21 protein-coding genes, 1 tRNA gene and 1 riboswitch are annotated in these 20,894 nt (G+C 41.7%); of the genes, 8 read left to right on the plus strand and 14 right to left on the minus strand.

The window, feature by feature from the left end:
- The first annotated feature begins 55 nt into the window (after nucleotides 1-55).
- From rbfA to EDC51_RS01330, 3 genes are read left to right on the plus strand one after another with little or no spacing between them, the layout of a single operon-like run.
- Nucleotides 56-454 carry a 30S ribosome-binding factor RbfA gene (gene rbfA, locus EDC51_RS01320; RefSeq protein ID WP_131927959.1) on the plus strand — a complete coding sequence of 133 codons (399 nt, stop codon included), beginning with the start codon at nucleotides 56-58 and terminating at the stop codon, nucleotides 452-454.
- Nucleotides 454-1,392 carry a tRNA pseudouridine(55) synthase TruB gene (gene truB / locus EDC51_RS01325; protein ID WP_131927960.1) on the plus strand — a complete coding sequence of 313 codons (939 nt, stop codon included), beginning with the start codon at nucleotides 454-456 and terminating at the stop codon, nucleotides 1,390-1,392. The genes rbfA and truB overlap by 1 nt, the downstream gene beginning before the upstream one ends.
- The gene (locus EDC51_RS01330; RefSeq protein ID WP_015432480.1) at nucleotides 1,385-2,476 is read left to right on the plus strand and encodes a lytic murein transglycosylase; all 1,092 of its coding nucleotides are present in this window, start codon (nucleotides 1,385-1,387) and stop codon (nucleotides 2,474-2,476) included. Before truB ends, EDC51_RS01330 begins: the two co-directional genes overlap by 8 nt.
- A gap of 66 nt (nucleotides 2,477-2,542) precedes the next feature.
- Here the strand turns inward: EDC51_RS01330 and EDC51_RS01335 are convergent, their stop codons facing one another.
- Nucleotides 2,543-2,866, minus strand: a complete 324-nt coding sequence (locus EDC51_RS01335) for a DUF496 family protein (protein ID WP_025267069.1) — start codon at nucleotides 2,864-2,866, stop codon at nucleotides 2,543-2,545.
- A 182-nt stretch (nucleotides 2,867-3,048) separates the two neighbouring features.
- On the opposite strand from EDC51_RS01335, the gene EDC51_RS01340 reads away from it, so the two are divergent.
- From EDC51_RS01340 to EDC51_RS01350, 3 genes are all read left to right on the plus strand, one after another.
- Nucleotides 3,049-3,690 (plus strand): glutathione S-transferase N-terminal domain-containing protein, encoded by a 642-nt coding sequence (locus tag EDC51_RS01340; RefSeq protein ID WP_015432482.1) that lies wholly within the window; start codon nucleotides 3,049-3,051, stop codon nucleotides 3,688-3,690.
- Nucleotides 3,690-4,106 (plus strand): ClpXP protease specificity-enhancing factor, encoded by a 417-nt coding sequence (locus tag EDC51_RS01345; protein ID WP_015432483.1) that lies wholly within the window; start codon nucleotides 3,690-3,692, stop codon nucleotides 4,104-4,106. The genes EDC51_RS01340 and EDC51_RS01345 overlap by 1 nt, the downstream gene beginning before the upstream one ends.
- Before the next feature lie 170 nt (nucleotides 4,107-4,276).
- Nucleotides 4,277-5,236, plus strand: a complete 960-nt coding sequence (locus EDC51_RS01350) for an ABC transporter substrate-binding protein (RefSeq protein ID WP_131927962.1) — start codon at nucleotides 4,277-4,279, stop codon at nucleotides 5,234-5,236.
- A 35-nt stretch (nucleotides 5,237-5,271) separates the two neighbouring features.
- Here the strand turns inward: EDC51_RS01350 and trmJ are convergent, their stop codons facing one another.
- The 3 genes from trmJ to moaA all read right to left on the minus strand — a co-directional run bounded on the left by trmJ (nucleotide 5,272) and on the right by moaA (nucleotide 7,890).
- Nucleotides 5,272-5,994 carry a tRNA (cytosine(32)/uridine(32)-2'-O)-methyltransferase TrmJ gene (gene trmJ / locus EDC51_RS01355; RefSeq protein WP_064317953.1) on the minus strand — a complete coding sequence of 241 codons (723 nt, stop codon included), beginning with the start codon at nucleotides 5,992-5,994 and terminating at the stop codon, nucleotides 5,272-5,274.
- Nucleotides 5,994-6,470: a cyclic pyranopterin monophosphate synthase MoaC gene (gene moaC / locus EDC51_RS01360; protein WP_015432486.1), complete on the minus strand. Its 477-nt coding sequence runs from the start codon at nucleotides 6,468-6,470 to the stop codon at nucleotides 5,994-5,996. The genes trmJ and moaC overlap by 1 nt, the downstream gene beginning before the upstream one ends.
- A gap of 403 nt (nucleotides 6,471-6,873) precedes the next feature.
- Nucleotides 6,874-7,890, minus strand: coding sequence for a GTP 3',8-cyclase MoaA (gene moaA / locus EDC51_RS01365; RefSeq protein WP_131927963.1), 1,017 nt, complete (start codon nucleotides 7,888-7,890; stop codon nucleotides 6,874-6,876).
- Nucleotides 7,879-8,009, minus strand: a riboswitch (molybdenum cofactor riboswitch). Its footprint overlaps the gene before it by 12 nt.
- A 159-nt stretch (nucleotides 8,010-8,168) precedes the next feature.
- Here moaA and EDC51_RS01370 point away from each other — a divergent pair.
- On the plus strand, nucleotides 8,169-9,065 hold the full coding sequence (locus EDC51_RS01370) for a helix-turn-helix domain-containing protein (protein WP_131927964.1): 897 nt from the start codon (nucleotides 8,169-8,171) through the stop codon (nucleotides 9,063-9,065).
- A 69-nt stretch (nucleotides 9,066-9,134) separates the two neighbouring features.
- Here the strand turns inward: EDC51_RS01370 and EDC51_RS01375 are convergent, their stop codons facing one another.
- The 5 genes from EDC51_RS01375 to dmsD form a co-directional block, all read right to left on the minus strand.
- On the minus strand, nucleotides 9,135-10,055 hold the full coding sequence (locus EDC51_RS01375; protein WP_131927965.1) for a DmsC/YnfH family molybdoenzyme membrane anchor subunit: 921 nt from the start codon (nucleotides 10,053-10,055) through the stop codon (nucleotides 9,135-9,137).
- Nucleotide 10,056: 1 nt separating this feature from the next.
- The gene (locus EDC51_RS01380) at nucleotides 10,057-10,677 is read right to left on the minus strand and encodes a DMSO/selenate family reductase complex B subunit (RefSeq protein WP_015432493.1); all 621 of its coding nucleotides are present in this window, start codon (nucleotides 10,675-10,677) and stop codon (nucleotides 10,057-10,059) included.
- Nucleotides 10,678-10,687: 10 nt separating this feature from the next.
- Complete coding sequence (locus EDC51_RS01385) at nucleotides 10,688-13,123, minus strand: DmsA/YnfE/YnfF family dimethyl sulfoxide reductase (protein ID WP_131927966.1); 2,436 nt, start codon at nucleotides 13,121-13,123, stop codon at nucleotides 10,688-10,690.
- A gap of 259 nt (nucleotides 13,124-13,382) precedes the next feature.
- Entirely contained in the window at nucleotides 13,383-13,928 is a 546-nt protein-coding gene (napF, locus tag EDC51_RS01390; RefSeq protein ID WP_131927967.1) for a ferredoxin-type protein NapF, read from the minus strand.
- A gap of 2 nt (nucleotides 13,929-13,930) precedes the next feature.
- Nucleotides 13,931-14,536 carry a Tat proofreading chaperone DmsD gene (gene dmsD, locus EDC51_RS01395; protein ID WP_131927968.1) on the minus strand — a complete coding sequence of 202 codons (606 nt, stop codon included), beginning with the start codon at nucleotides 14,534-14,536 and terminating at the stop codon, nucleotides 13,931-13,933.
- A gap of 124 nt (nucleotides 14,537-14,660) precedes the next feature.
- On the opposite strand from dmsD, the gene xseA reads away from it, so the two are divergent.
- Nucleotides 14,661-16,124 carry an exodeoxyribonuclease VII large subunit gene (gene xseA, locus EDC51_RS01400; RefSeq protein ID WP_170169256.1) on the plus strand — a complete coding sequence of 488 codons (1,464 nt, stop codon included), beginning with the start codon at nucleotides 14,661-14,663 and terminating at the stop codon, nucleotides 16,122-16,124.
- 28 nt (nucleotides 16,125-16,152) lie between these two features.
- Here the strand turns inward: xseA and greA are convergent, their stop codons facing one another.
- The 5 genes from greA to EDC51_RS01425 all read right to left on the minus strand — a co-directional run bounded on the left by greA (nucleotide 16,153) and on the right by EDC51_RS01425 (nucleotide 20,849).
- On the minus strand, nucleotides 16,153-16,629 hold the full coding sequence (greA, locus tag EDC51_RS01405; protein ID WP_015432498.1) for a transcription elongation factor GreA: 477 nt from the start codon (nucleotides 16,627-16,629) through the stop codon (nucleotides 16,153-16,155).
- Nucleotides 16,630-16,738: 109 nt separating this feature from the next.
- Nucleotides 16,739-18,250 carry a nicotinate phosphoribosyltransferase gene (locus tag EDC51_RS01410; protein ID WP_131927970.1) on the minus strand — a complete coding sequence of 504 codons (1,512 nt, stop codon included), beginning with the start codon at nucleotides 18,248-18,250 and terminating at the stop codon, nucleotides 16,739-16,741.
- A gap of 132 nt (nucleotides 18,251-18,382) precedes the next feature.
- Nucleotides 18,383-18,459, minus strand: a tRNA-Val gene (locus tag EDC51_RS01415).
- Nucleotides 18,460-18,546: 87 nt separating this feature from the next.
- The gene (gene apaH, locus EDC51_RS01420; RefSeq protein ID WP_131927971.1) at nucleotides 18,547-19,362 is read right to left on the minus strand and encodes a bis(5'-nucleosyl)-tetraphosphatase (symmetrical) ApaH; all 816 of its coding nucleotides are present in this window, start codon (nucleotides 19,360-19,362) and stop codon (nucleotides 18,547-18,549) included.
- Between the two features lie 71 nt (nucleotides 19,363-19,433).
- Nucleotides 19,434-20,849: a surface lipoprotein assembly modifier gene (locus EDC51_RS01425; RefSeq protein ID WP_131927972.1), complete on the minus strand. Its 1,416-nt coding sequence runs from the start codon at nucleotides 20,847-20,849 to the stop codon at nucleotides 19,434-19,436.
- Nucleotides 20,850-20,894: the final 45 nt, after the last annotated feature.

The raw sequence follows: 20,894 nt of genomic DNA on the forward strand, positions 1-20,894 counted from the left end.
ACTATCATCAACCGATTTGCGCCCTCACTTGGGCTTAATGATTTAGGAAAAGAACATGTCTAGAGAATTTAAACGTAGCGACCGTGTCGCTCAAGAATTACAAAAAGAAATTGCGGTTATTTTACAGCGTGAGGTAAAAGATCCGCGCATTGGTATGGTGACCGTATCTGATGTTGAGATTAGTCGTGATCTGGCATATGCGAAAATTTACGTTACCTTCTTATTCGATAATGATCAAGATGCGATTACACGTAGCCTAGCAGGTTTGAATAATGCCTCAGGTTATATCCGCACCTTAGTGGGTAAAGCGATGCGTTTGCGTATCGTGCCTGAGCTTAAATTTTTCTATGATAAATCGTTGGTTGAAGGCATGAGAATGTCGAATTTGGTTACCAATGTTGTACGCCAAGACCAAGCTCGCCATGTTGATGAAGAGGCGGAAAACGAAGCATAATGGGGAGAAGACCAAAAAAAAGAGGCAGAGATATTCATGGCATTTTTTTGTTAGATAAACCGCAGGGGGTTAGTTCTAACGATATTATGCAAAAGGTTAAACGGCTATTTAATGCCAATAAAGCTGGGCATACAGGCGCGCTTGACCCTTTAGCAACAGGGATGTTGCCTATCTGCTTAGGAGAAGCCACTAAGTTTTCGCAGTTCTTATTAGATTCGGATAAACGTTATTTAGTTTGCGCAAAACTCGGGGAGCGTACAGATACGAGTGATGCCGATGGGCAAGTTGTGCAAACGCGGAGCGTTAATGTCTCTGAGCATGATATTTTAGCGAATTTAGATGCATTTCGTGGTGATATTCTGCAAGTACCAACGATGTTTTCTGCTTTAAAACATAATGGTAAACCCTTATATGAATACGCTCGTGCGGGGATTAATGTAGTGCGTGAAGCACGTCCTATTACCATTTTTGAGCTGAAATTTATTGAATATCAGGCACCATTTTTGACCCTTGAAGTACATTGTTCAAAAGGAACTTATATTCGCACCTTAATTGATGATTTAGGTGAGGCTTTAGGCTGTGGGGCACACGTGACGATGTTACGCCGTATTGCGGTTGCAGATTATCCATTTGAGAGAATGATGACCATTGAGAATTTGCAAAATTTAGCCGAAAATCAAGCGCTTGCCACGTTAGATAAGCTGCTTTTGCCGATAGATAGCGCGGTGAGCCGTTTGCCGAGAATAAATTTAGATGAGTTGCAAACTAAGGCTGTTGGCTTTGGTCAAAGGCTGAAGTTTGCTAATGAGCAGCATATTCTGGGTGCAGCGCGCTTATTTTCAGCAGATGGAATCTTTTTAGGTGTAGCTGAAATTCGCGAAGATAATGTGATTCGACCAAGCCGAATGGTAGTGATAGACAAGGATAATGATGTATAAAAAATTACGTAATGTTGCATTAATAAGTGCTGCAACTTTATTGGCAGTTGCTTGTTCTAGCGATAAGTCGCAGATTAAGCCCTTAGCGCTGGATGCGCAATATGCTAAACCGCGTACATTCCAAAATTTTACGGATTATGTTGTTTTTTTAAAACAAAAGGCCGCTGGACAAGGCGTATCTGCCAAGGTTTTAAACTCTCAGTTTAATATTAATTATGTGGCTCGGGCTGTGGAGTTAGATCAGGAACAAGCTGCGCGTCGTCGTGATCCAAATACCCCTCCGCCTGCACCTAATCCTAACGGTGTAACCAATTATTTAAATAAAGTTTTAACCCAAGCTAAGGTGGATGCTGCGGTAGATCGCTGGTGGCAATATCAACCTCATCTACATAAAGCAAGCCAAAAATATGGTGTCCCTAAAGAATATTTAATGGCTCTTTGGGGAATGGAAAGTAGCTTTGGACGCTATCAAGGTAATTTTGATGTGCTCTCAGTGCTGGCAACTTTAGCTTTTGACGGAAGACGAGAGGCGTTGTTTACTCAAGAATTTGTCAATGCGATGAAAATGTTACAAAACGGAACGATTTATCGTGCTGAAATGAAAGGATCGTGGGCTGGTGCAATGGGACAAACTCAATTTATGCCAACCTCATATTTGAAATATGCAGCAGATGGTGATGGCGATGGCAAAAAAGACATTTGGCGAAACCAGTATGATGCTTTTGCTTCAATAGCCTCTTATCTTGCTACAGTAGGATGGGAACAAAATCTGCCTTGGGGGGTTGAAGTGAAATTAGCTCAGCCAATGGATCTCTCATTTGCTGGTATTGAAAAGCATCAGGCAAAATCACTTTCTGAATGGCAATCTATGGGGCTTTATTTAGCTTATCCTAGCGAGCAGGAAAATCGTAAATTAAATGCGTTACGCAGTGCAAAATTATGGTTAGTGCGTCCAGATAAAGAAGTAGGGCGTGCGTTTTTAGTCTCAAATAACTATCGCACGATTATGGACTGGAACCGCTCGAATAATTTTGCTATTAGCATTGGTAAATTTGCAGATCGGATTGAACAGGCAGTAAGGTAACCATGAAACAAGCGGTGCAATTTTTGCAAAATTTTGCAAGATTTGCACCGCTTGTATTATGGGTATTTATTTTGTTTTCTTCGCTGAGCAGTCGGCCATTTTTTTACGAATTTCACGACGTTCTTTGGAAAGTTCTGCATTCCGAATAATGTAATCATCTACACGATTTTCATAGTCATCACGCATATCCATAATAATTGTGCGAATTTGCTCTACGGTCATGTCATTACTAATATATTGGTTTAAGTTATCCAATAATAAGATTCGCTTTTGATTATCGCGGATTTTTTTGTCGTTATCTGCAGTTTCACGTAGCAGTTTATTTTTTAAACGATAGAGGTGAATATAGTCCAACATGTCTTGAACAGATTTTGGATTAGTTGTTTCCACGAGTTACTCCTTAAGTTAATAAATTCATCCGTTGCAAATGCTAGAGCTTTTATGTGTTATCGTCAAAGCATTTGATCAAATTTTCTGTAAAAAATCACAAATAAACTGCTGTAAATCAAGTTGCAAGTTATGGTAGAATTCGCCGTTATTTGACAATATTACATTTCTATTGGGAGTATGCAATGACGAGTGCAAACAAGCGTTCTGTGCCAACGCTTTTCTCTGAAAAAACGGATATTTATAGCCACCAAGTACGTATTGTATTAGCGGAAAAGGGCGTTGCTTATGAAATTGAAAACGTACAACGCGGTACGATTTCAGAAGATTTAATGGAAGTTAACCCGCGTGGCACAACACCAACCCTAGTTGATCGTGATTTAGTACTCTCTAATGCTCGTATCATTATGGAATATTTAGATGAGCGTTTCCCACATCCACCGCTAATGCCTGTTTATCCTGTCTTACGTGCGCAATGTCGTTTAAATATGCATCGTATTCAACAAGATTGGTATTCATTAATGGATTTTATTGATCGCGATCCTAACACGCCAGATGCGCAAAAAGCTTTAAAGCAATTGCGTGAAGAGATTTTAGCGCTAGCGCCAGTATTTTCTGATACTGAATACTTTTTGAGTGAAGATTTCAGCTTAGTAGATTGCTATATTGCTCCGTTATTATGGCGTATGCACAATTTAGGCGTAGAATTTAGCGGTAAGGGAAGTGCAGCCGTTAAAGGTTATATGAGCCGAGTATTTAAACGCGATAGCTTTTTACAATCAGTAGGTGGTAGTGCGCCGAAAAACCTCATGGATGATAAAGATTAATGAAACCGTTACGACCTTATCTTTACCACGCTTATTACCAATGGATTTTGGATAATGATAATACCCCTTATCTATTGGTAAATAGCGAATATCCTGGTACAGATGTGCCGCAGGAATTTGTGCGTGATGGTAAGATCATCTTAAATATTTCCCCACGCTCAATTGGGCAATATATTGTTGATGATGAAGGCATTAGTTTTAGCGCTAGATTTCAAGGCATGCTACGTGATGTATATGTACCTTTAGGTGCAGCCGAGGCTATCTATGCTCAAGAAACAGGGGATGGTGTTATGTTCCAAGATGAACCGTATTATGATGCGGAAAATTATCTTATGCGTACAGCGGATGTTAAAGAAAGTGAGAAGATAACACCCAAAAAACCTAAAAAGTCAGGTCATTTAAAGCTGGTTAAATAAATGTATAAGCCTATCTATTGATAGGCTTTTTTTTGCGTTGCTTTCTATCAATTGTTTACAACTTTCTGAAAATTTACTTGCATTGTTTATATCAATACTTTATCTTATATGCAGCGCACTACTTTAATAGTACAACAAGACAAGCAAATGTAATAAACAAGGATGCTCTTATGAAATTTAGTAAAACTATTCTTTTTACCGCTCTTTCTGCTTTGGCTTTGAATGCCTTTGCCAGCGAAAAAGTACATAATGTAGCAATTACCGCTATTGTTGAACACCCTGCATTGGATACTATTCGTCAAGGCGTGATTGAAGAACTTGCACGCCAAGGCTTTGAAGAAGGTAAAAATATCAAGATTGATTTCCAATCTGCACAGGGGAGCACCGCAACGGCGGCACAAATTGCACGTAAATTTGTGGGCGATAAAGCCGATATTATTATTCCGATTACCACACCGAGTGCTCAGCCGGTTGTGGCGGCAACACGCTCAATTCCGATAGTTTTCTCTGGGGTAACAGATCCTGTTGCGGCAAAATTAGTGAAATCATGGGAGCCAAGTGGCACAAATGTAACTGGTATTTCTGATCACAAACCAATCGAACCACAACTTCAGCTGATTCAAACCCTTGTACCGGAATTAAAAGCTGTAGGTTATGTGTATAGTGCAGGGGAGGTAAACTCTGCGATTGTCTTAGAAGAGTTACAAAATGCGGCTGCTAAAGCCAATGTGAAAGTTGTGCCAGTTGCAGTACAACGCAGTGCAGATATTGGTACAGCCGCTCGTAGCTTAAATGGTAAAGTGCAAGCTATCTATATTTCAGAAGATAATGCGGTTGTCTCGGCTTATGAAGCGTTACATAAAGCAGCATTGGAAGCAAAAGTGCCTGTGATTGCGGCGGATAGAGACACAGTAAAACGTGGTGCATTAGCGGCTTATGCGGTAAGCCAATATGATATTGGTGCAGAAACAGGTAAAATTGCCGCACGCATTTTAAATGGCGAAAAAGCAGGTGATATTGCAACGCACGGCGTGAACAAAATGGAATTATCGGTAAACACCCAGACTGCCAAAGAGCTTGGTACCCTCATTCCAGAAAATATCTTAAACGAAGCGAAAGAGCAGTTTTAAATGAATAAGAGCCTTGAGAAATCAAGGCTCTTTTACTATAGCCGTTTTTCTACTGCGGTTAGCATACCGCGTAATAGATTTAATTCGGCAGTTTCCAATTCCGCACGCTGGTAAAGTCGGCGTAATTTTAGCATAACAGCATCGTTACGGATAAAGCCTAGTTTTCGATAAAGCCGTTCAGTATGGGCGAAAAAATGTTCTAAGTTTTCAGCACTAGGGTAGTCGGCAAGCGGTCGATTTTCTGATTTTTTTTGCAAATTTTGTTGTGCTAACCACGCCATGCGAATTTCATAACAGGCAAGCTGTACTGCCATCGCTAAATTAAGTGAGCCGTAATCAGGGTTTGTTGGAAAATTCAGATGGTATTGACATTTGAGCAGTTCTTCATTGGTTAATCCCACCCGTTCACGCCCAAAAACCAGTGCAATTTTGCCTTGCTCGGCACGTTGCATTACCAACTCACCGCAGGCTTTAGGCTCAATCAAACTACTTTGTAAATGGCGTAATCGAGCACTCGTACCAATAACTAATTGGCAATCAGCAATGGCCTCATCAAAACTATCATAGATTTGAGTTTGTTCTAGCACATCTTTTGCACCCGCTGCAAGGGCTGTTGCTTGCTCATCAATGGCTTGTTTAGGGGATACAAGTCTAAGATGATGAAAGCCCATCGTCTTCATTGCACGGGCTGCCGAGCCTATATTGCCCGAATGAGACGTTTCGACCAGTACAACTTGAATTTGATTTAATAAATCCATCATTCCGCCACAAAATCACCCGATTTGCCGCCACTTTTTGAAAGCAGGCGGACTTTTTCAATGACCATATCTTTTTGCACCGCTTTGCACATATCGTAAATAGTCAAAGCCGCCACACTTGCCGCTGTTAAAGCTTCCATCTCCACGCCTGTTTTACCGCTTAATTTGCAAAGTGATTCAATGCGAACCTGGTTGGTTTCTGGCAAGGCTTCAAGCTGAACTTCCACTTTGGAAAGAAGTAGAGGGTGGCAAAGCGGGATCAGCTCCCAAGTGCGTTTTGCGGCTTGAATTCCTGCGATACGAGCAGTGGCAAACACATCGCCTTTATGGTGATTGCCCGAGACGATCATCTGTAAGGTTTCGGGATTCATGGTCACAAAGGCTTCCGCTCGCGCAATGCGAACGGTGTCATTTTTTTCTGAAACATCAACCATATTAGCCTCGCCGTTTTGGTTGATGTGGGTAAATTGAGTCATTATTTGTCCTTTTTTGTATTAAATGTATCGGGCGGACACATCGGTCACCCCTGCAAGCGGAATTTTAAATTTATATTGAGCAAGAATAATGCACATATGTAGGGGCGTATTGCATACGCCCGTAACAATATAAATCCTAACGAATAAATGTAAATAATGCTCTGTTTGGGCGTACGCAGTACGCCCCTACAACAGCGTTTTGTTATTGAACAATTATTGTCTTTTAGGGGGAATGGATAATTGTTATCTGCATTTTTTTATGTCTTTTGTAAGGCGTACTGCGTACGCCTGTGGGCGTGAGCATCACGCCCCTACATACAAGGTGATGAAATTGTAGGGACGCCACGCTGGCGTCCGTAATGATATTTCATTTTGCAAAAAAATCGCTAAAAAACAGCGCTTGCTATCCCCCGATACTCGCCAAATTATTCCGCACACCACTATCCCCAATATGCAAATAATGATGTTCTCTTTTGCCTTGTAGTGCAGATTTTAGACGAGTTTCCAATTGTAAACGTTGGTCATCAGATTGTAATAGATCTCGTATTTCTACCCCTTCTTCGCCAAATAAACATAAATGCAATTTTCCTAAGGCAGAAATGCGTAAACGGTTGCAACTGGCGCAGAAATTTTTTTCATAGGGCATAATCAAGCCAATTTCCCCCACATAATCAGGGTGGGAAAGCACTTTGGCGGGGCCGTCTGAGATTGCCCGTTGTTGTAATTGCCAACCTTCATTTAATAAACGAGTTAGAATGCTTTGCCCTGAAAGATGTTGGGCTTTGAAAAAGCTATCCATTTCGCCCGTTTCCATTAGCTCAATAAAACGCATTTGAATAGGTTGATGTTTAATCCAAGCCAAAAATTTGTCTAGCTCTTTGGCGGTGTATTGTTTCATCAATACCGCATTGACTTTGATTTTTTTATAACCTACGGCAAAAGCGTGATCAATACCGTTGAGAATGGATTGGAGCTTATTCTCGCCAGTGATGAGTTGGAATTGACGAGGATCTAGGCTATCTACACTCACATTAATATCGGTAATACCACTTTCTTTCCAAAGTGCCACATCTCGTTCCATACGGTAGCCATTTGTCGTCAGGGCGACTTTGCGGATCCCTTGTGTTTGAGAAATTGCCTGAGCGATATCTAAAAAATCTTTACGAAGTGTAGGTTCTCCCCCTGTAATCCGGATTTTTTCCGTACCAAGATCGGCAAATGTCCTTGCAATACGACGAATTTCATCAAGGGTTAAAAACGTTTGTCTATGAGCAGGTGGGTGATAGCCGTGTGGTAAACAGTAGTTACAACGAAAGTTGCAAACATCAGTCACAGATAATCGCAAATAGGTATATTGGCGTTGAAAACGATCCACTAGGGCAGAATCGTTGCCGATATTTTTGATCGGAATAGTTTGCATTGAACACCTTTCTAAATACGAGAGGCATAGCCGTTTCCAGCGATACCTTGTGCGAATTTTCGCAGGCACTGCCGCCATATCAACGACTTAGGCAAACAGGCTCGGGGTCAAAATTACGGTTATTATAGCGAAAGTAAGCACTAGAAAGAATGATTATATGCGGCTTTATCGCCGAGAAAATACGCAGATGTGCGTATTTATGTTCTTGGTAGATTTCTAGGCGATTTTTACCGCTTGTTAGAGTATGATTAGCACTTATTCACGCTTGGTATATCACGATGGATTATTTAGATTCTTTTATTAAACTGCACCAAATTGAAGGTGAAATTAAAGTGCTTTGCCGTTTTCACGGTGATTGGCATATTGATCACCCCGCAAGTGAAACACCGCTTGGCGTTTTTCATATTATTTCCAAAGGTCAGTGTTGCATTAAATTAGACGGGCAGTGCCGCCATTTAAAGGCAGGCGATGTGGTCTTTTTTCCTTACGGTACAGAACACGAATTAGCAAGCTGTCCAACACTGTTTGATATTTCCCCAGACAAGCTAATTCCTATCCAACGGCAAACGAACAACCATTTTACCGTGTGTCGTAACCATCAAACTGACAATGATGATTTTGAAATGTTCTGCGGTTTTTTTCATTATCGTTATCCCTCCGCATTATTTGAATTACCCAAGTGGCATTTAGCCGAAAATAATCACTCGGTGCTGGCATTGCTCGCCTTATTGCGTGATGAAAAAGCAGAAAATTTGGGTAATCAAACGGTGATCAATGCGTTGGCTAATGTGCTTTTTACCTATCTCATTCGGGATTATTTAGCACACCATCAAATTCAAAGCGGTATTTTAGCCGCCCTTCAAGATAAACGCCTAAATATCGCTATTCAAACAATATTAGAACAGCCTGAAAAAGATTGGTCAATGGATAAACTTGCTGAACTTTGTGCAATGTCTCGCTCTAATTTTATCCGCTTGTTCAAAGAAAAAAGCGGTATGTCCGCAGGCAAATTTTTAACCGAAATTCGCCTACAAAAAGCCGAATTATTATTACAAAATAGTGCACTTTCCATTCAAGAAATTGCCATCGCGGTTGGTTATCAATCGGAAGCGCATTTTTGTAAGCTCTTTAAAACTTATAAAGGTTGCTTGCCAAAAGAATTGCGTATTAAATAAAGACAAAAACGCCGTTTGATTTCCCAACGGCGTTTATTTTGCCAATTTCCTGTCAAATCTAACCGCTTGTTAGCCCCCCAACGCTTTCAACCCAACCGTCATATGCGTACCATAAAACAGCGTTCTAGCAATCAGTTCGCCTGCGACAATGAACAAACAACCTAATCCACTTAATACGACCGTTTGTTTTTTGAGACTTACGAAAATCAACCCAATCCCCAAGCCAATAAAGATAAAGCGAAGTACGCTATACATCGCATAGCTTGGGACTAAATCTAAGGCATTAAAAATCGCATTTTTCGTTTGGGCTAAATGTTGATAGTGGAAAATGGTGACCACCACTGCGATAAGCGCAAAGAGTGCGGAAAGTTTGGCAAATAAGGTTTGCCCTTTTTCCACTTTTGCTAACTGTAATAGCACCACCGTTAGGGCTGAACCTGCTAATAATGCGGTTAAGCCGAAAGAGAGTGGCGTGAAAATGCTATTCCACGTTGGCACGGTTGGAATGAGATAAAGTTTTGCCATTGCACCAACGAAAATTACGCCGCTAATGGTGACAATTATTCTACCAAGCGTTGCCCAGCCTTTTGGCAATTTGTGGCTAATTGGGGCAATAATGCCAGCGAGTTTATCTACAAGCGGTAATTTTACCTGATCTTTTTGCAAAAATACCGCTGTTGCCAATGCCCAGTATGCACCGCCTAAGGCAAAAAAGGTTGAGCCAGTGAAAATTTCGTTACTCAAATCCGATGCCCCTACTCGGTTTAGAGCGTTGAATGCACGCTCTGGCGAGCCTAAGTGGGTCGTGGACGCAATAAAGCCTAATGCCATCAAGCCCCATAAAATGGTCATCGCATAGTGTAGGCGGTTTTCTGCTTGCTTGCCTTGCGATGTGGCAAGGATAAAGGTTAAGCCGATAAAAGCGCCCACGACCGCCTGTGCAAAGACGGTGAAGAAAACTAACGGTAATTCGTGTAATCCTGCACCCATTTTAAACCTCCTTCGGATTGGCTAAGAAACCGCCTTCAAAATCGGTCGGTTTGGCGTTGGTATTTAAGCGTAACGCAATGTTTGGATTGGTGTAGCTTGATGGCGGAAGTGGTGCAACATCTTTGATTTCGCCATACTTTTCACGCAGTTCGTCCACCGGCAACAGATCTAACGCACGTAGTGGGCAAGATTCTACACACATCGGTTTTTTGCCTTGTTCTACACGTTCAAAACAGCCATCGCATTTGGTCATACGCCCTGTGCGTTGGTTAAATTGTGGTGCACCATATGGGCAAGCCATTGAGCAGTATTGGCAACCAATGCACACATCTTGATTCACCACAACAAAGCCATCTTCACGCTTGTGCATTGCACCACTTGGGCAAACATTGGCACAGGCTGGGTTGTCGCAATGGTTACAAGAAATCGAGAGATAGTAAGAGAACACATCTTGCGTCCATGCTTCGCCCTCTTGTTTCCAACCACCTCCGCAGTATTCATAAATACGGCGGAAACTGACATCTGGGGTAAGATCTTTGTAATCTTTACAGGCTAACTCGCAGGTTTTACACCCTGTGCAACGTTGCGAGTCAATATAAAAGCCATACTGTTTTTTACTCATTTTCTACCCCTTATTTCACTAATTCAATTTGCACTAAGTTGGTGTGCTGTGGATTACCTTTTGATAAAGGCGATGGTCGCTGTGTGGTGAGCACGTTAAAGCTACCGTTTTGGTCAATGCGGTTGCCATCTGGGGTGTACCACGCCCCTTCGCCCATTGCGGTCACGCTCGGCATAATACGAGGCGTCACATTTGCCATCACACGAGTTTCGCCACGATCATTGAAAATCCGCACCATATCGCCGTTTTTAATCCCACGTTTTTCTGCATCAAGCGGATTGATCCACACCGATTGTAAAGAGGCTTGCTGTAATACGTCCACATTGCCATAAGTAGAATGCACACGAGATTTATAGTGGAAACCGACTAATTGCAGCGGGAATTGCTCACGTTTCGGATCGTCCCAGCCTTCAAATTGGCGTGCATAAATTGGCAATGGGCTGATGATGTCATCTTCGGCAAGCTCCCACGTGGCAGCAATTTTTGCTAAGCGTTCAGAGTAGATCTCAATTTTGCCCGATGGCGTGTTCAATGGATTTGCCACAGGATCTTGACGGAAGGCTTTATAAGCCACCATATGCCCAGCAGGATCTTTTTGTTTGATAATGCCACGCTCACGAAACTCTTCAAAGCTAATCTCTTTGAAGAACGGGTTCTTCTCTTGGGTTTGGGCATAGAGATGGCGTAGCCACTCTTCTTGGGTTCTGCCTTCGGTGAAGGCTTCTTTTACGCCCATTTTCTCCGCAATGCCAGCGTAGATTTCATAAATTGGTTTACACTCAAATTGCGGTTCAATCGCTTTATCGGCAAAAATCACATAGCCCATATTGCCCGCTGAGCCGTCCATACAGAAGTCCGCTTGTTCAGACGTAGTGCAATCAGGCAATAGAATATCCGCATATTTAGCCGTTGAAGTCATATGGTTATCAATCACCACCAGCATTTCTAGTTTGCTTTCATCTTGCAAAATTTCGTGGGTGCGGTTGATGTCGGAATGCTGATTGATAATGCAGTTGCCTGCGTAGTTCATAATAAATTTGATATTTTGATTGAGCTTTTCCGCCCCTTTCAAGCCATCTTTCAACGCTGTCATTTCTGAGCCACGAGTTACCGCATCTGTCCACATAAAGATTGGGATTTTTGCCTCAATCGGGTTTTTACCAGCGGGCAAACGCACGAATGGAATAGTGTAGAAACCTTCACGAGAACCGCTGTTTCCGCCACTAATTCCCACATTGCCCGTTAAACAAGCCAACATCGCAATGGCACGAGCCGCCTGTTCACCATTTGCGTGGCGTTGTGGCCCCCAACCTTGACAGATGTAAGCCGGTTTGGTGGTCGCAATTTCACGTGCTAATTCAATAATTCGTGCTTGTGGAATGCCTGTAATTTTCTCTGCCCATTCTGGGGTTTTGGTGGTTTTGTCGTCGCCTTCGCCTAGAATATAGGCTTTATAATGTCCGTTTTTCGGGGCAGATTCAGGCAAGGTTTTTTCATCGTAGCCGATACAGTAAGTATCAAGGAAAGCTTGATCCACCAAGTTTTCGGTAATCATCACATACGCCATACCTTCCACCAACGCCGCATCGGTACCCGGGCGGATTGGCACCCATTCGCCACGCCCTGCAATGGTATCGTTATAGCGAGGGTCAATCATAATGGTTTTGGCTTGTGAGCGTTCTTGGGCTTGTTGATAGAGATAGGTCACGCCACCACCACTCATACGGGTTTCCGCAGGATTGTTACCGAAATAGACCACTAATTTAGAATTTTCAATATCGGTTGGGCTATTGGCGGCATTGCTTCCATACATATAGGGAATCGCTTCAAAAATTTGTGCATAGCTATATGTCCCGTGCGAGCCTAAACAACCACCAATGCTGTTCATAAAACGGTTGGAAATACTGCGTGGTGGCGGATAACTTGCCGCAACAGTCGCCCCGATTGTGCCAGTAGTAAATGGCAAATAAAGCGATTCATTGCCATATTGAGCGATAATACGTTTTAAGTTGGACGCAATCTCTTCAAAGGCTTCGTCCCACGAAATTCGCTTAAATTTGCCTTCGCCACGTTTGCCGACACGTTTCATTGGGTATTTCAACCGATCAGGATTATACACACGACGACGCATTGAACGCCCCCTTGCACAGGCACGCACTTGGTGGAAATCGCCATAGACATCCGTGCCTAAATTATCGGTTTCCACATATTTAATCACCCCATCTTGCACGTGCATACGCAAAGGACAACGGCTGTGGCAGTTTACCGTACAAGCACTCCACACCAGTTTTTCTTCGCCTTTGTTTGTTGGGGTTGATTGCGTTTCTGCTTTCGCAATTGGAATTTGCACGCTACTAGCCGCCAGTGCTACACCACCGACCGCTGCCGTGCCTTTTAGAAATTGTCGTCTTTCCGTTGAAATCGGATTTTCAGGTTTATTCTGCATAGTTCCCCACAAATTAAACATAAAAAAGCGGGCTAACTATAAAAGGGGAGAATGTGGAAATTATTGACCCTAGTCAATTTCTGACAAGAGTTGGACTAAATCGCAAGAGGTTTGGACTATTGTGAAAAGCATAGAAGATACAGAGCTTCACAAAAGTCAGTTTAATTTACGATGCTATCTTAAGTTAAACTGACTTTTCTCTGTATTCGTAAAAATTATGGCTGGTACAAAATTTGCTGGCTTTGTTAGTAGGATTTATTTAAGCCAGCTGTAAACTCACATAATTCTGCGGACAAGCCACTTTACATTCCCCACAGCCGTTGCATTTTTCATTGTCTAATTGCATTTTTTTCGTGCTGGAATTAAATGAAATGGCTTGTTGTGGGCAAGCGGTTTCACAGAATTTGCAAGGTTGATTGTGCTGGCGAAGGCAGGCGAAATCAAATTCGGGACGAAGCCCGGTATCGGGCTTGGTGTTTAATGCTAAGGCTCCTGTTTGGCAAGCATTGGCACATTCTCCACACAGATCACAAGCTGAAAAATCTATTTCAATGCAGGCTTGGTTGTCTTTTAACAGAATTAAACCATATGGGCAGACTTTGACACAGTCGCCACAGCCATTGCACTGTTTGAGAAATAACGGTTCGGCAACGGCAAAAGGCGGGCGTGCTGCGGATTTTTTTAGCAGATCCGCTTGGTTTTGCAGGTGGGCTTTTTGTCCACCGCCGAGCAACGCACGGAATAAGCCACGCCGTGAAATATGGTTGTGGGTGAAATAGGCGTTGTAATAGCGTTCGTCTTTCATATTTAACGATAAAGTCTGACGGCAAGCGGTTCAATTTCCAAATTTTTTTGCAACGCCTTCAATAATGCTTCGCCGAGCATTCCTACGCCACGGTAAAATGGTACGCTTTCCGCATTAAATAGCTCAAAAAAGCGATATGCCCACGTTAGAAAATGGTCACGCAAAAACGGTTTGAGCAATTCAGGTTGCTGTTCGGCAAGATAAGCAGTAAGCATAAACATTAAGCCGATATGATCTTCAGGTTCATTTTGTGCTAGTGAAAAATGGATTTGATGTGCTTGCAGAAAGGCACGCAATGCGAGCAAGCTATCGCCAAAAATTACACTTTCTTTATCTAAATAGACCGATCCCCAAAGTGGTGCGGGCAAATGGTTCGGGCCGATGAATAATTTTTGATAATCTTCATCAAGTTGTTCAAGGCTTTGCATTTGCAAATTTTGTTGAATTTCTGCCCGCTTGTTTTCGGGGAGAAAGTCGCAATCTGCTTGCCACGAGCTATTTTGAAATAGCATAACAAGCGGTTGATTTTGAGGCACATTTGGTTCATAGAAAAAGAGTGAACCTAAAATACGGGCAAAATGGGTAAATTGGGAGATAGATTGTTGCATAATTCATTTATTGAGAAAATTTGGCAACATACTACCTGAAAAGTGCTTAGGGGTTAAGTATTCTCTTTTGTCGGCTCTACTGAATTCGTGTATTATCATGCTTTATTTTTCACGCCTATCTGCTATGCAAAATACTATTCTCACGGTTTCACAACTCAACTATACCGCTCGTCATCTATTAGAATCTGAGCTTGGGCAAATTTGGTTAATGGGCGAGGTTTCCAATTTAAGTAAGCCTGTTTCTGGGCATTGGTATTTAACCTTGAAAGATGAACAAGCTCAGGTTCGCTGTGCAATGTTTCGTATGAAAAATATGCGAGTAAATTTCCCTGTGCAAAATGGTATGCAGGTGCTTGTGCGTGCAAGTGTAAGCTTGTATGAGCCAAGAGGGGATTATCAAGTGATTATTGATAGTATGCAACCCGCGGGAGATGGGCTACTCCAACAGCAATTTGAACAACTTAAAATGAAATTGGCAGGGGAGGGGCTATTTGCTCAGGAACACAAAAAACCTTTGCCTGATTTTGTGAAACGAGTAGGGGTTATAACCTCCTCAAGTGGGGCAGCCCTGCAGGATATTTTAAATGTATTAAATCGGCGTGATCCAAGTTTGCAGGTAGTAATTTATCCCACATTAGTGCAAGGTAAAGAAGCCGCTCAAGAAATAGCCGAGATGATTCAGCTTGCTAATCTACGTCAAGAGTGTGATGCGTTAATTGTTGGGCGAGGTGGCGGTTCATTAGAAGATTTGTGGTGTTTTAATGAAGAGGTTGTTGCTTATGCGGTTTATCACTCATCTCTTCCTATTATTAGTGCAGTAGGGCACGAAACCGATGTGACAATTTGCGATTTTGTTGCCGATTTAAGAGCGCCTACACCTTCTGCTGCTGCGGAGCTCGTTAGTCGTGATCAAATGGAGCTTGCTCGTCGTTTACAGCAGCAACTAGATAAAGCCAGTTTTGCTTTTGATCGTCTCTGGGGAGAAAAAGTAGCCCAATTTGAGCGCTTGCAGCTTCGCTTAAACGTTCAGCATCCAACACGTCAAATTAGTGCTTATCAGCAGTATTTATTGCAAATGCGGCAACAAGCTGTCCGAACAATTTATCAGCAAAGCACTCAAGGAAAACGGCAGTTAGAAAACCTCACCCAACGATTGGTGAATCAGCATCCTCAACGTCGTTTAGCGAGCCAACAAATGCGTTTAGTGCAATTAAATCAGCAATTAGAAAAGCGATTGCTGCAAGTGTGGCAAGCTAAGCAACAATGTTGGCAAAATCTGCAACAGCGTTTGGAAAATAATCCATTGCCTTATCAATTAGCAGGCTATCACCATCAAACAAACCAGCTGCAACAACGTTTAGATTTTGCAATGCAAAGACATTTCAGCCAACGAGCGCAAGCTTTTCAAGCTCTATGTGTGAAATTGGAAGGATTAAGCCCATTAAAAATCTTAGCGAGAGGCTATTCGGTAACGCAAGATCAACATGGTAAGGCATTACTTTCGACACAAGCGGTTAAAATTGGTGAGAAAATTACCAGTAAGCTTGCTGAGGGGCAGATTATCAGTGAAGTGATTGCGATAAAATGAAAAATCAGCCCTCGGGCTGATTTCTGGTTTAGATATATTGTACGTCAATGACATCCAGTTCAACATTACCACCTGGGGTTTTAATATTGACCGTATCATCAATTTCTTTTCCAACTAAACCACGCGCAATAGGAGAATTGACAGAAATCAGCCCTTCTTTGATATTTGCTTCATCATCGCCAACAATACGATAGGTGACTTCTTCGTCTGTGTCATTGTTTATCAGTGTTACGGTTGCACCAAAAATGATTTTGCCTGTATTTGCCATAGTGGTGACATCAATAATTTGTGCGTTGCCAAGTTTACCTTCAATTTCTTGAATTCGTCCTTCACAGAAACCTTGTTGCTCACGTGCTGCATGGTATTCGGCATTTTCTTTTAGATCGCCATGTTCACGAGCTTCTGCAATTGATTTAATAATCTCTGGGCGACGTACATTTTTTAAAAATTCAAGTTCTTCACGTAATTGCTGCGCACCGCGCACAGTCATTGGGATTTGTTTCATATCTGTCCTTAATAGCAAAAATTATCGCCAAAATAACATAAGGTATTTTGGCGACAGCGTTTAAATAGAACTTATTATTCATTTTTTTGCTGAAATTTCAATGAAATTTTTATTCACAAGCGCTTAAGTTTTCCATTTTTTCTGCAAAATCTAATGCCAAATTGGCTCGGACCTGCTCGAAGGTAACTCTTTTTAGTAATTTGCCATTCTCAAAGATGGTTTCAAGTAAATCATCACTAAAATCGCTATTTGCATTTAATCCATCAATATAACTATCACGCGATAGCACTTTTACACGACCTTTTTGCGATTTTTTTAACCCATTATCTGTTTTTGGATCTTTAAAGATCGCTTTTTCTTGTCCATTGATAGTAATTGCGGTTGCCTTCGTCGCGAAGCCTAATGTATCACGCGTATTGTTTTGATAAGTTAGTGAGCCTACGCCAAAAACTAAATTTTCTGAGGCAAAGCCTTTGGCTTTTAAACCTTCAAGAATACGCACCATCTTGGCAAAATTTACCCCATCGCCATAGATAGCGCCGATATGTGAATCAAGTACTTTATATCCTTTATGATTAACATGGCCACCAAAAATATCCCATAAACACTCAATGAGTCCTTTACGTTCGTGTTCTGTGGTCGCATTAGGATCACCACAGATAATTTTGAAAGAGTCTCCACTATCTGGGCGAATAATAATTTTAGCCTGTGCTGGGCGGGCTAGAATTTCAGCTTTTAAAATAGGCAGATTCACCGTAATGTTGTGCCAGAAATCAGTGGTATCAGCAACAATCGACAACATAGAATCTGGATGCTGCGCCATTAAGTAGCGAAATGTCGGCAGTTCATCAAGACCGTGTGCACTCATGACAGAATGCTCCGTAGCCGGAATAGAAGTGCCGATGAGTTGATTACAACCATAATAATGCTCAATATAGGAAATTGCTGGAATTGTGTCTGTTCCGACAAAGGCTGTAAGATGCCCCGCTCCAGACGTTTCAGCACTTTCTAAACTACTCATGCCACGCATTGAGAAATCATGTGATTGATATGCTACATGGTTTGCCTCATCACATGTCTGTCGTGCAAATTCAGTTAATGTTAGGCGATAACGCCGAGCAATAGAAGCTGAAACCATAGGTTGCCATAAAGAAACATTAATTAATGTTTCTAAATAATTCGTGAGCCAGAAAAAATCTGGATGAGTATTTTCAATCGTCATTACAGGCACTTTGAGCCCGACACTTAAACCTTCGGCAATCGCTTTAATTTTCAATGGCAAATAACCTAAACGGTGGAGTGCAGCAATATGTGCACCATCGTCAATGAATCCTAGTGTACGCTTAATAAATGCGCTATATTCCTGAACAACATCAGCCTCTTGGCGTGAGAAAAAGTTCTCATTAAAGTAGTGGATAAGATACTTTTCGATGAAAGCTTGGAAACCAAAGGGTACTACACGATCTAAATGTGGCGCGAGTTTATTACTGCGAGGTGTTAGCGTACTATAGATAAATTGAGAGCCGACAGGATACTGCAAGCGGTGTGAAATTTTATAAAAGTCGCAAAGCAAGATCGGAATTGCAGTAGTTTTTGCCGTTTTATTACAAAAATGTAGCATATAGATTCTCTTTATTGCATATGTATATTGGCAAGTATAGCAAATGAAAAGAAAATAATACAGGAACAGCGAAATATAATTAATGATTTTCTAAATAAATTTAGGGATGCATTAGAAGAGATAGTAAGATAATGGTGCGACTAGCTGGACTCGAACCAGTGACCCCCACCATGTCAAGGTGGTGCTCTAACCAACTGAGCTATAGTCGCACTGAAGAAGTGAAAACAAGCGCATTATAGAGAATGAAACTAAGATTAGCAAGATTCAGATTCGTTTTTTGCTTTAAGTGCTTGTTTTTAAATCATATTGAGTCTTTTTTGTGTAAAAATTTGCTTATCCTCCCAACGAATCATTGTTAAATAGTTGCCCCATACACAACCTGTATCAAGCGCATAGATATGTTTAGGCGTTGTATAGCCGATAAGACTTGCCCAATGACCAAATATGATAGGATGATGAAATTTAGGGTTATCCAACTCAAACCATGCTTTTAATTCTTGAGGCGCTTGTTCGACTGGCAATTTGCATTCAAAGTCTAAGCGTTTGTCGGCATAGCAAAACCGCATTCGAGTACAAACATTGATTGTGTAACGCAAGCGTTCTATCCCTGTTAATTCTGGTGACCAACGATCAGGGCTATTGCTGTACATTTGCTGAAGCAATGCAGGATAATCATTGCTTTGTAATACATGTTCTACTTCCTTAGCGCAGTTTAGCGCGGTATCCAAATCCCATTCAGGACTAATACCCGCATGAACTAACACAAATTGATGAATGGGGTGCAGTGCTACAAGCGGTTGATTTCGCAACCAATTTTGCAAATCAGCGCGGTCTGGTGCATGGAAAATCGGATCAACTTTGTCCTTGGGTTTTACTCTTTTGATACCTTCAAGTGTTGCAAGGAGATGTAGATCATGGTTTCCTAATACAACGGTGGCTTGTTTACCAAGGCTCTTAACAAAACGTAAGCATTCGAGTGATTTATCACCTCGGGCAACTAAATCACCCGTTAGCCACAGTTCATCTTCTTCTGGGTTAAATTTAGCTTGAGCTAAAATTGCCTGAAATTCATCAAAGCAGCCATGTAGGTCACCGATAATATAAGTTGCCATAATTTTCCTAAAGAGATCGATTTTGCAAATTTTTTGCGATCTTAGACCGCTTGCACAGGGCTTTGCAAGCGTTAAAAGCGACTTTCGATGATCAGATTCGCATTTTTATCCGTGTAAGCATATAGGCTTGGTAAGTTGCTATGATGTTTAGCATAGCCAAGTTGCAGTTTGGGTGTAAACCCTAACCAATGCCAATCTCGTTTCCAAAGGGTAAGATTAATGCTGTTCACACGATCATGGCGAATTTTACCCAGATTAAGTTTGCCTCCCAGCACCGCAGTGTCTTTATAATGTCTGTCGGTGTAAGCTAGGGTCAGGCGGCTTGATAATCCAAGTGTTTGCCATTCCTGCTGCCAGCCGAAACGTAAGCTTTTGGTATCAGAACTATGTTGTTTCAATACGGTTTTATCTCGGTTGAAATCCGTGCCAATAAAGAAAAATTGTTGCGGATTACGTAGCCAGAGTAGGGTGGCTGAAGCAAGTTGATAGTTGCCATTATAAATGTGTTGGTCGAAATAGCGTTTTTTACCATACTCGAATGCAGTAGCAAGTTGCCAGCGAGAAGAAAGCCAATGCGCATGTTCTAGCCTTAATCCGTTTGTCCAGCGTTCTGATTGATGATGTTTCCAGCGTTTTTCATAAAATGGTAATACGCGGGTGGTTTGCTGTGACTTTTTGTAAGCATAGCCAAACAAAGCGCGATTGGTGATTTCATCGTAGCCATGATTATCCCAATAAAGTTCCCCCTGCGTTTGATTATCGAAACTAAGGTAATGCGAGCCAAGTAGGTTAAAATCTCTTTGTAGTCCAAAAGAATAGTGAATTCCGTGCGCAGTTTGTGGTAACAGGTTAGGCTGTTTCACATAGCCGGTATGCTCAATTTCAGTTTGTTTGGATGTGTTATTGATATTACCATCCCGTACATAGTGGGCAGAGAAATTGAACTTCCAAGCTTGTTTTTTCTCCAGATATTGCTGATACTGTTCAATCAGTTGCTGCACTTTATAAGGTAGATTTTCGGCACTTTTAGCTTTATCGAATTGTTCACTTGCCGCATTCGTTTGTTGATCATGTAGTGATGCAATTGCCAGTTCAATTCGTACGGTATTTAGTTCAGGTTGTTTAGCAAGAATAGTGCGAAACTCTCGAATAGCTTGTGAATAATTTCCTTTAAGTAGCGCGATTTTACCTTGAGCATAGCGCAATAAAATTGGGTCAATATGGGCAAAATCTTGATAAATTGTGACCAGTTTTTCCATATTAGTGAGCTGGCGAGTATAGATAGCTTGGCTGAGTAATTTTTCGGTTAATGCCTGATTAGCACGTAATTCAGCTTCGTTAAAAATGTGGCGAGACGATTGTTCCACTGCAAGCTGTAAGGGTGCCGATGTTGGTTTAGCGATATGTTCTATTTGGCTAGGTGTACTATTGGGATCTTGAGCAAAGAGTAATGTCGGAAAAAAAAACAGTAATGGAAATTTCTTCATTTCTTATCCTTAGAAAAAGAAAAGGGCTGTTACCAGCCCTTTTAG

Origin of the sequence: Bibersteinia trehalosi, from assembly GCF_004346205.1 — a bacterium.
In the GTDB taxonomy this organism is placed as follows: domain Bacteria; phylum Pseudomonadota; class Gammaproteobacteria; order Enterobacterales; family Pasteurellaceae; genus Bibersteinia; species Bibersteinia trehalosi.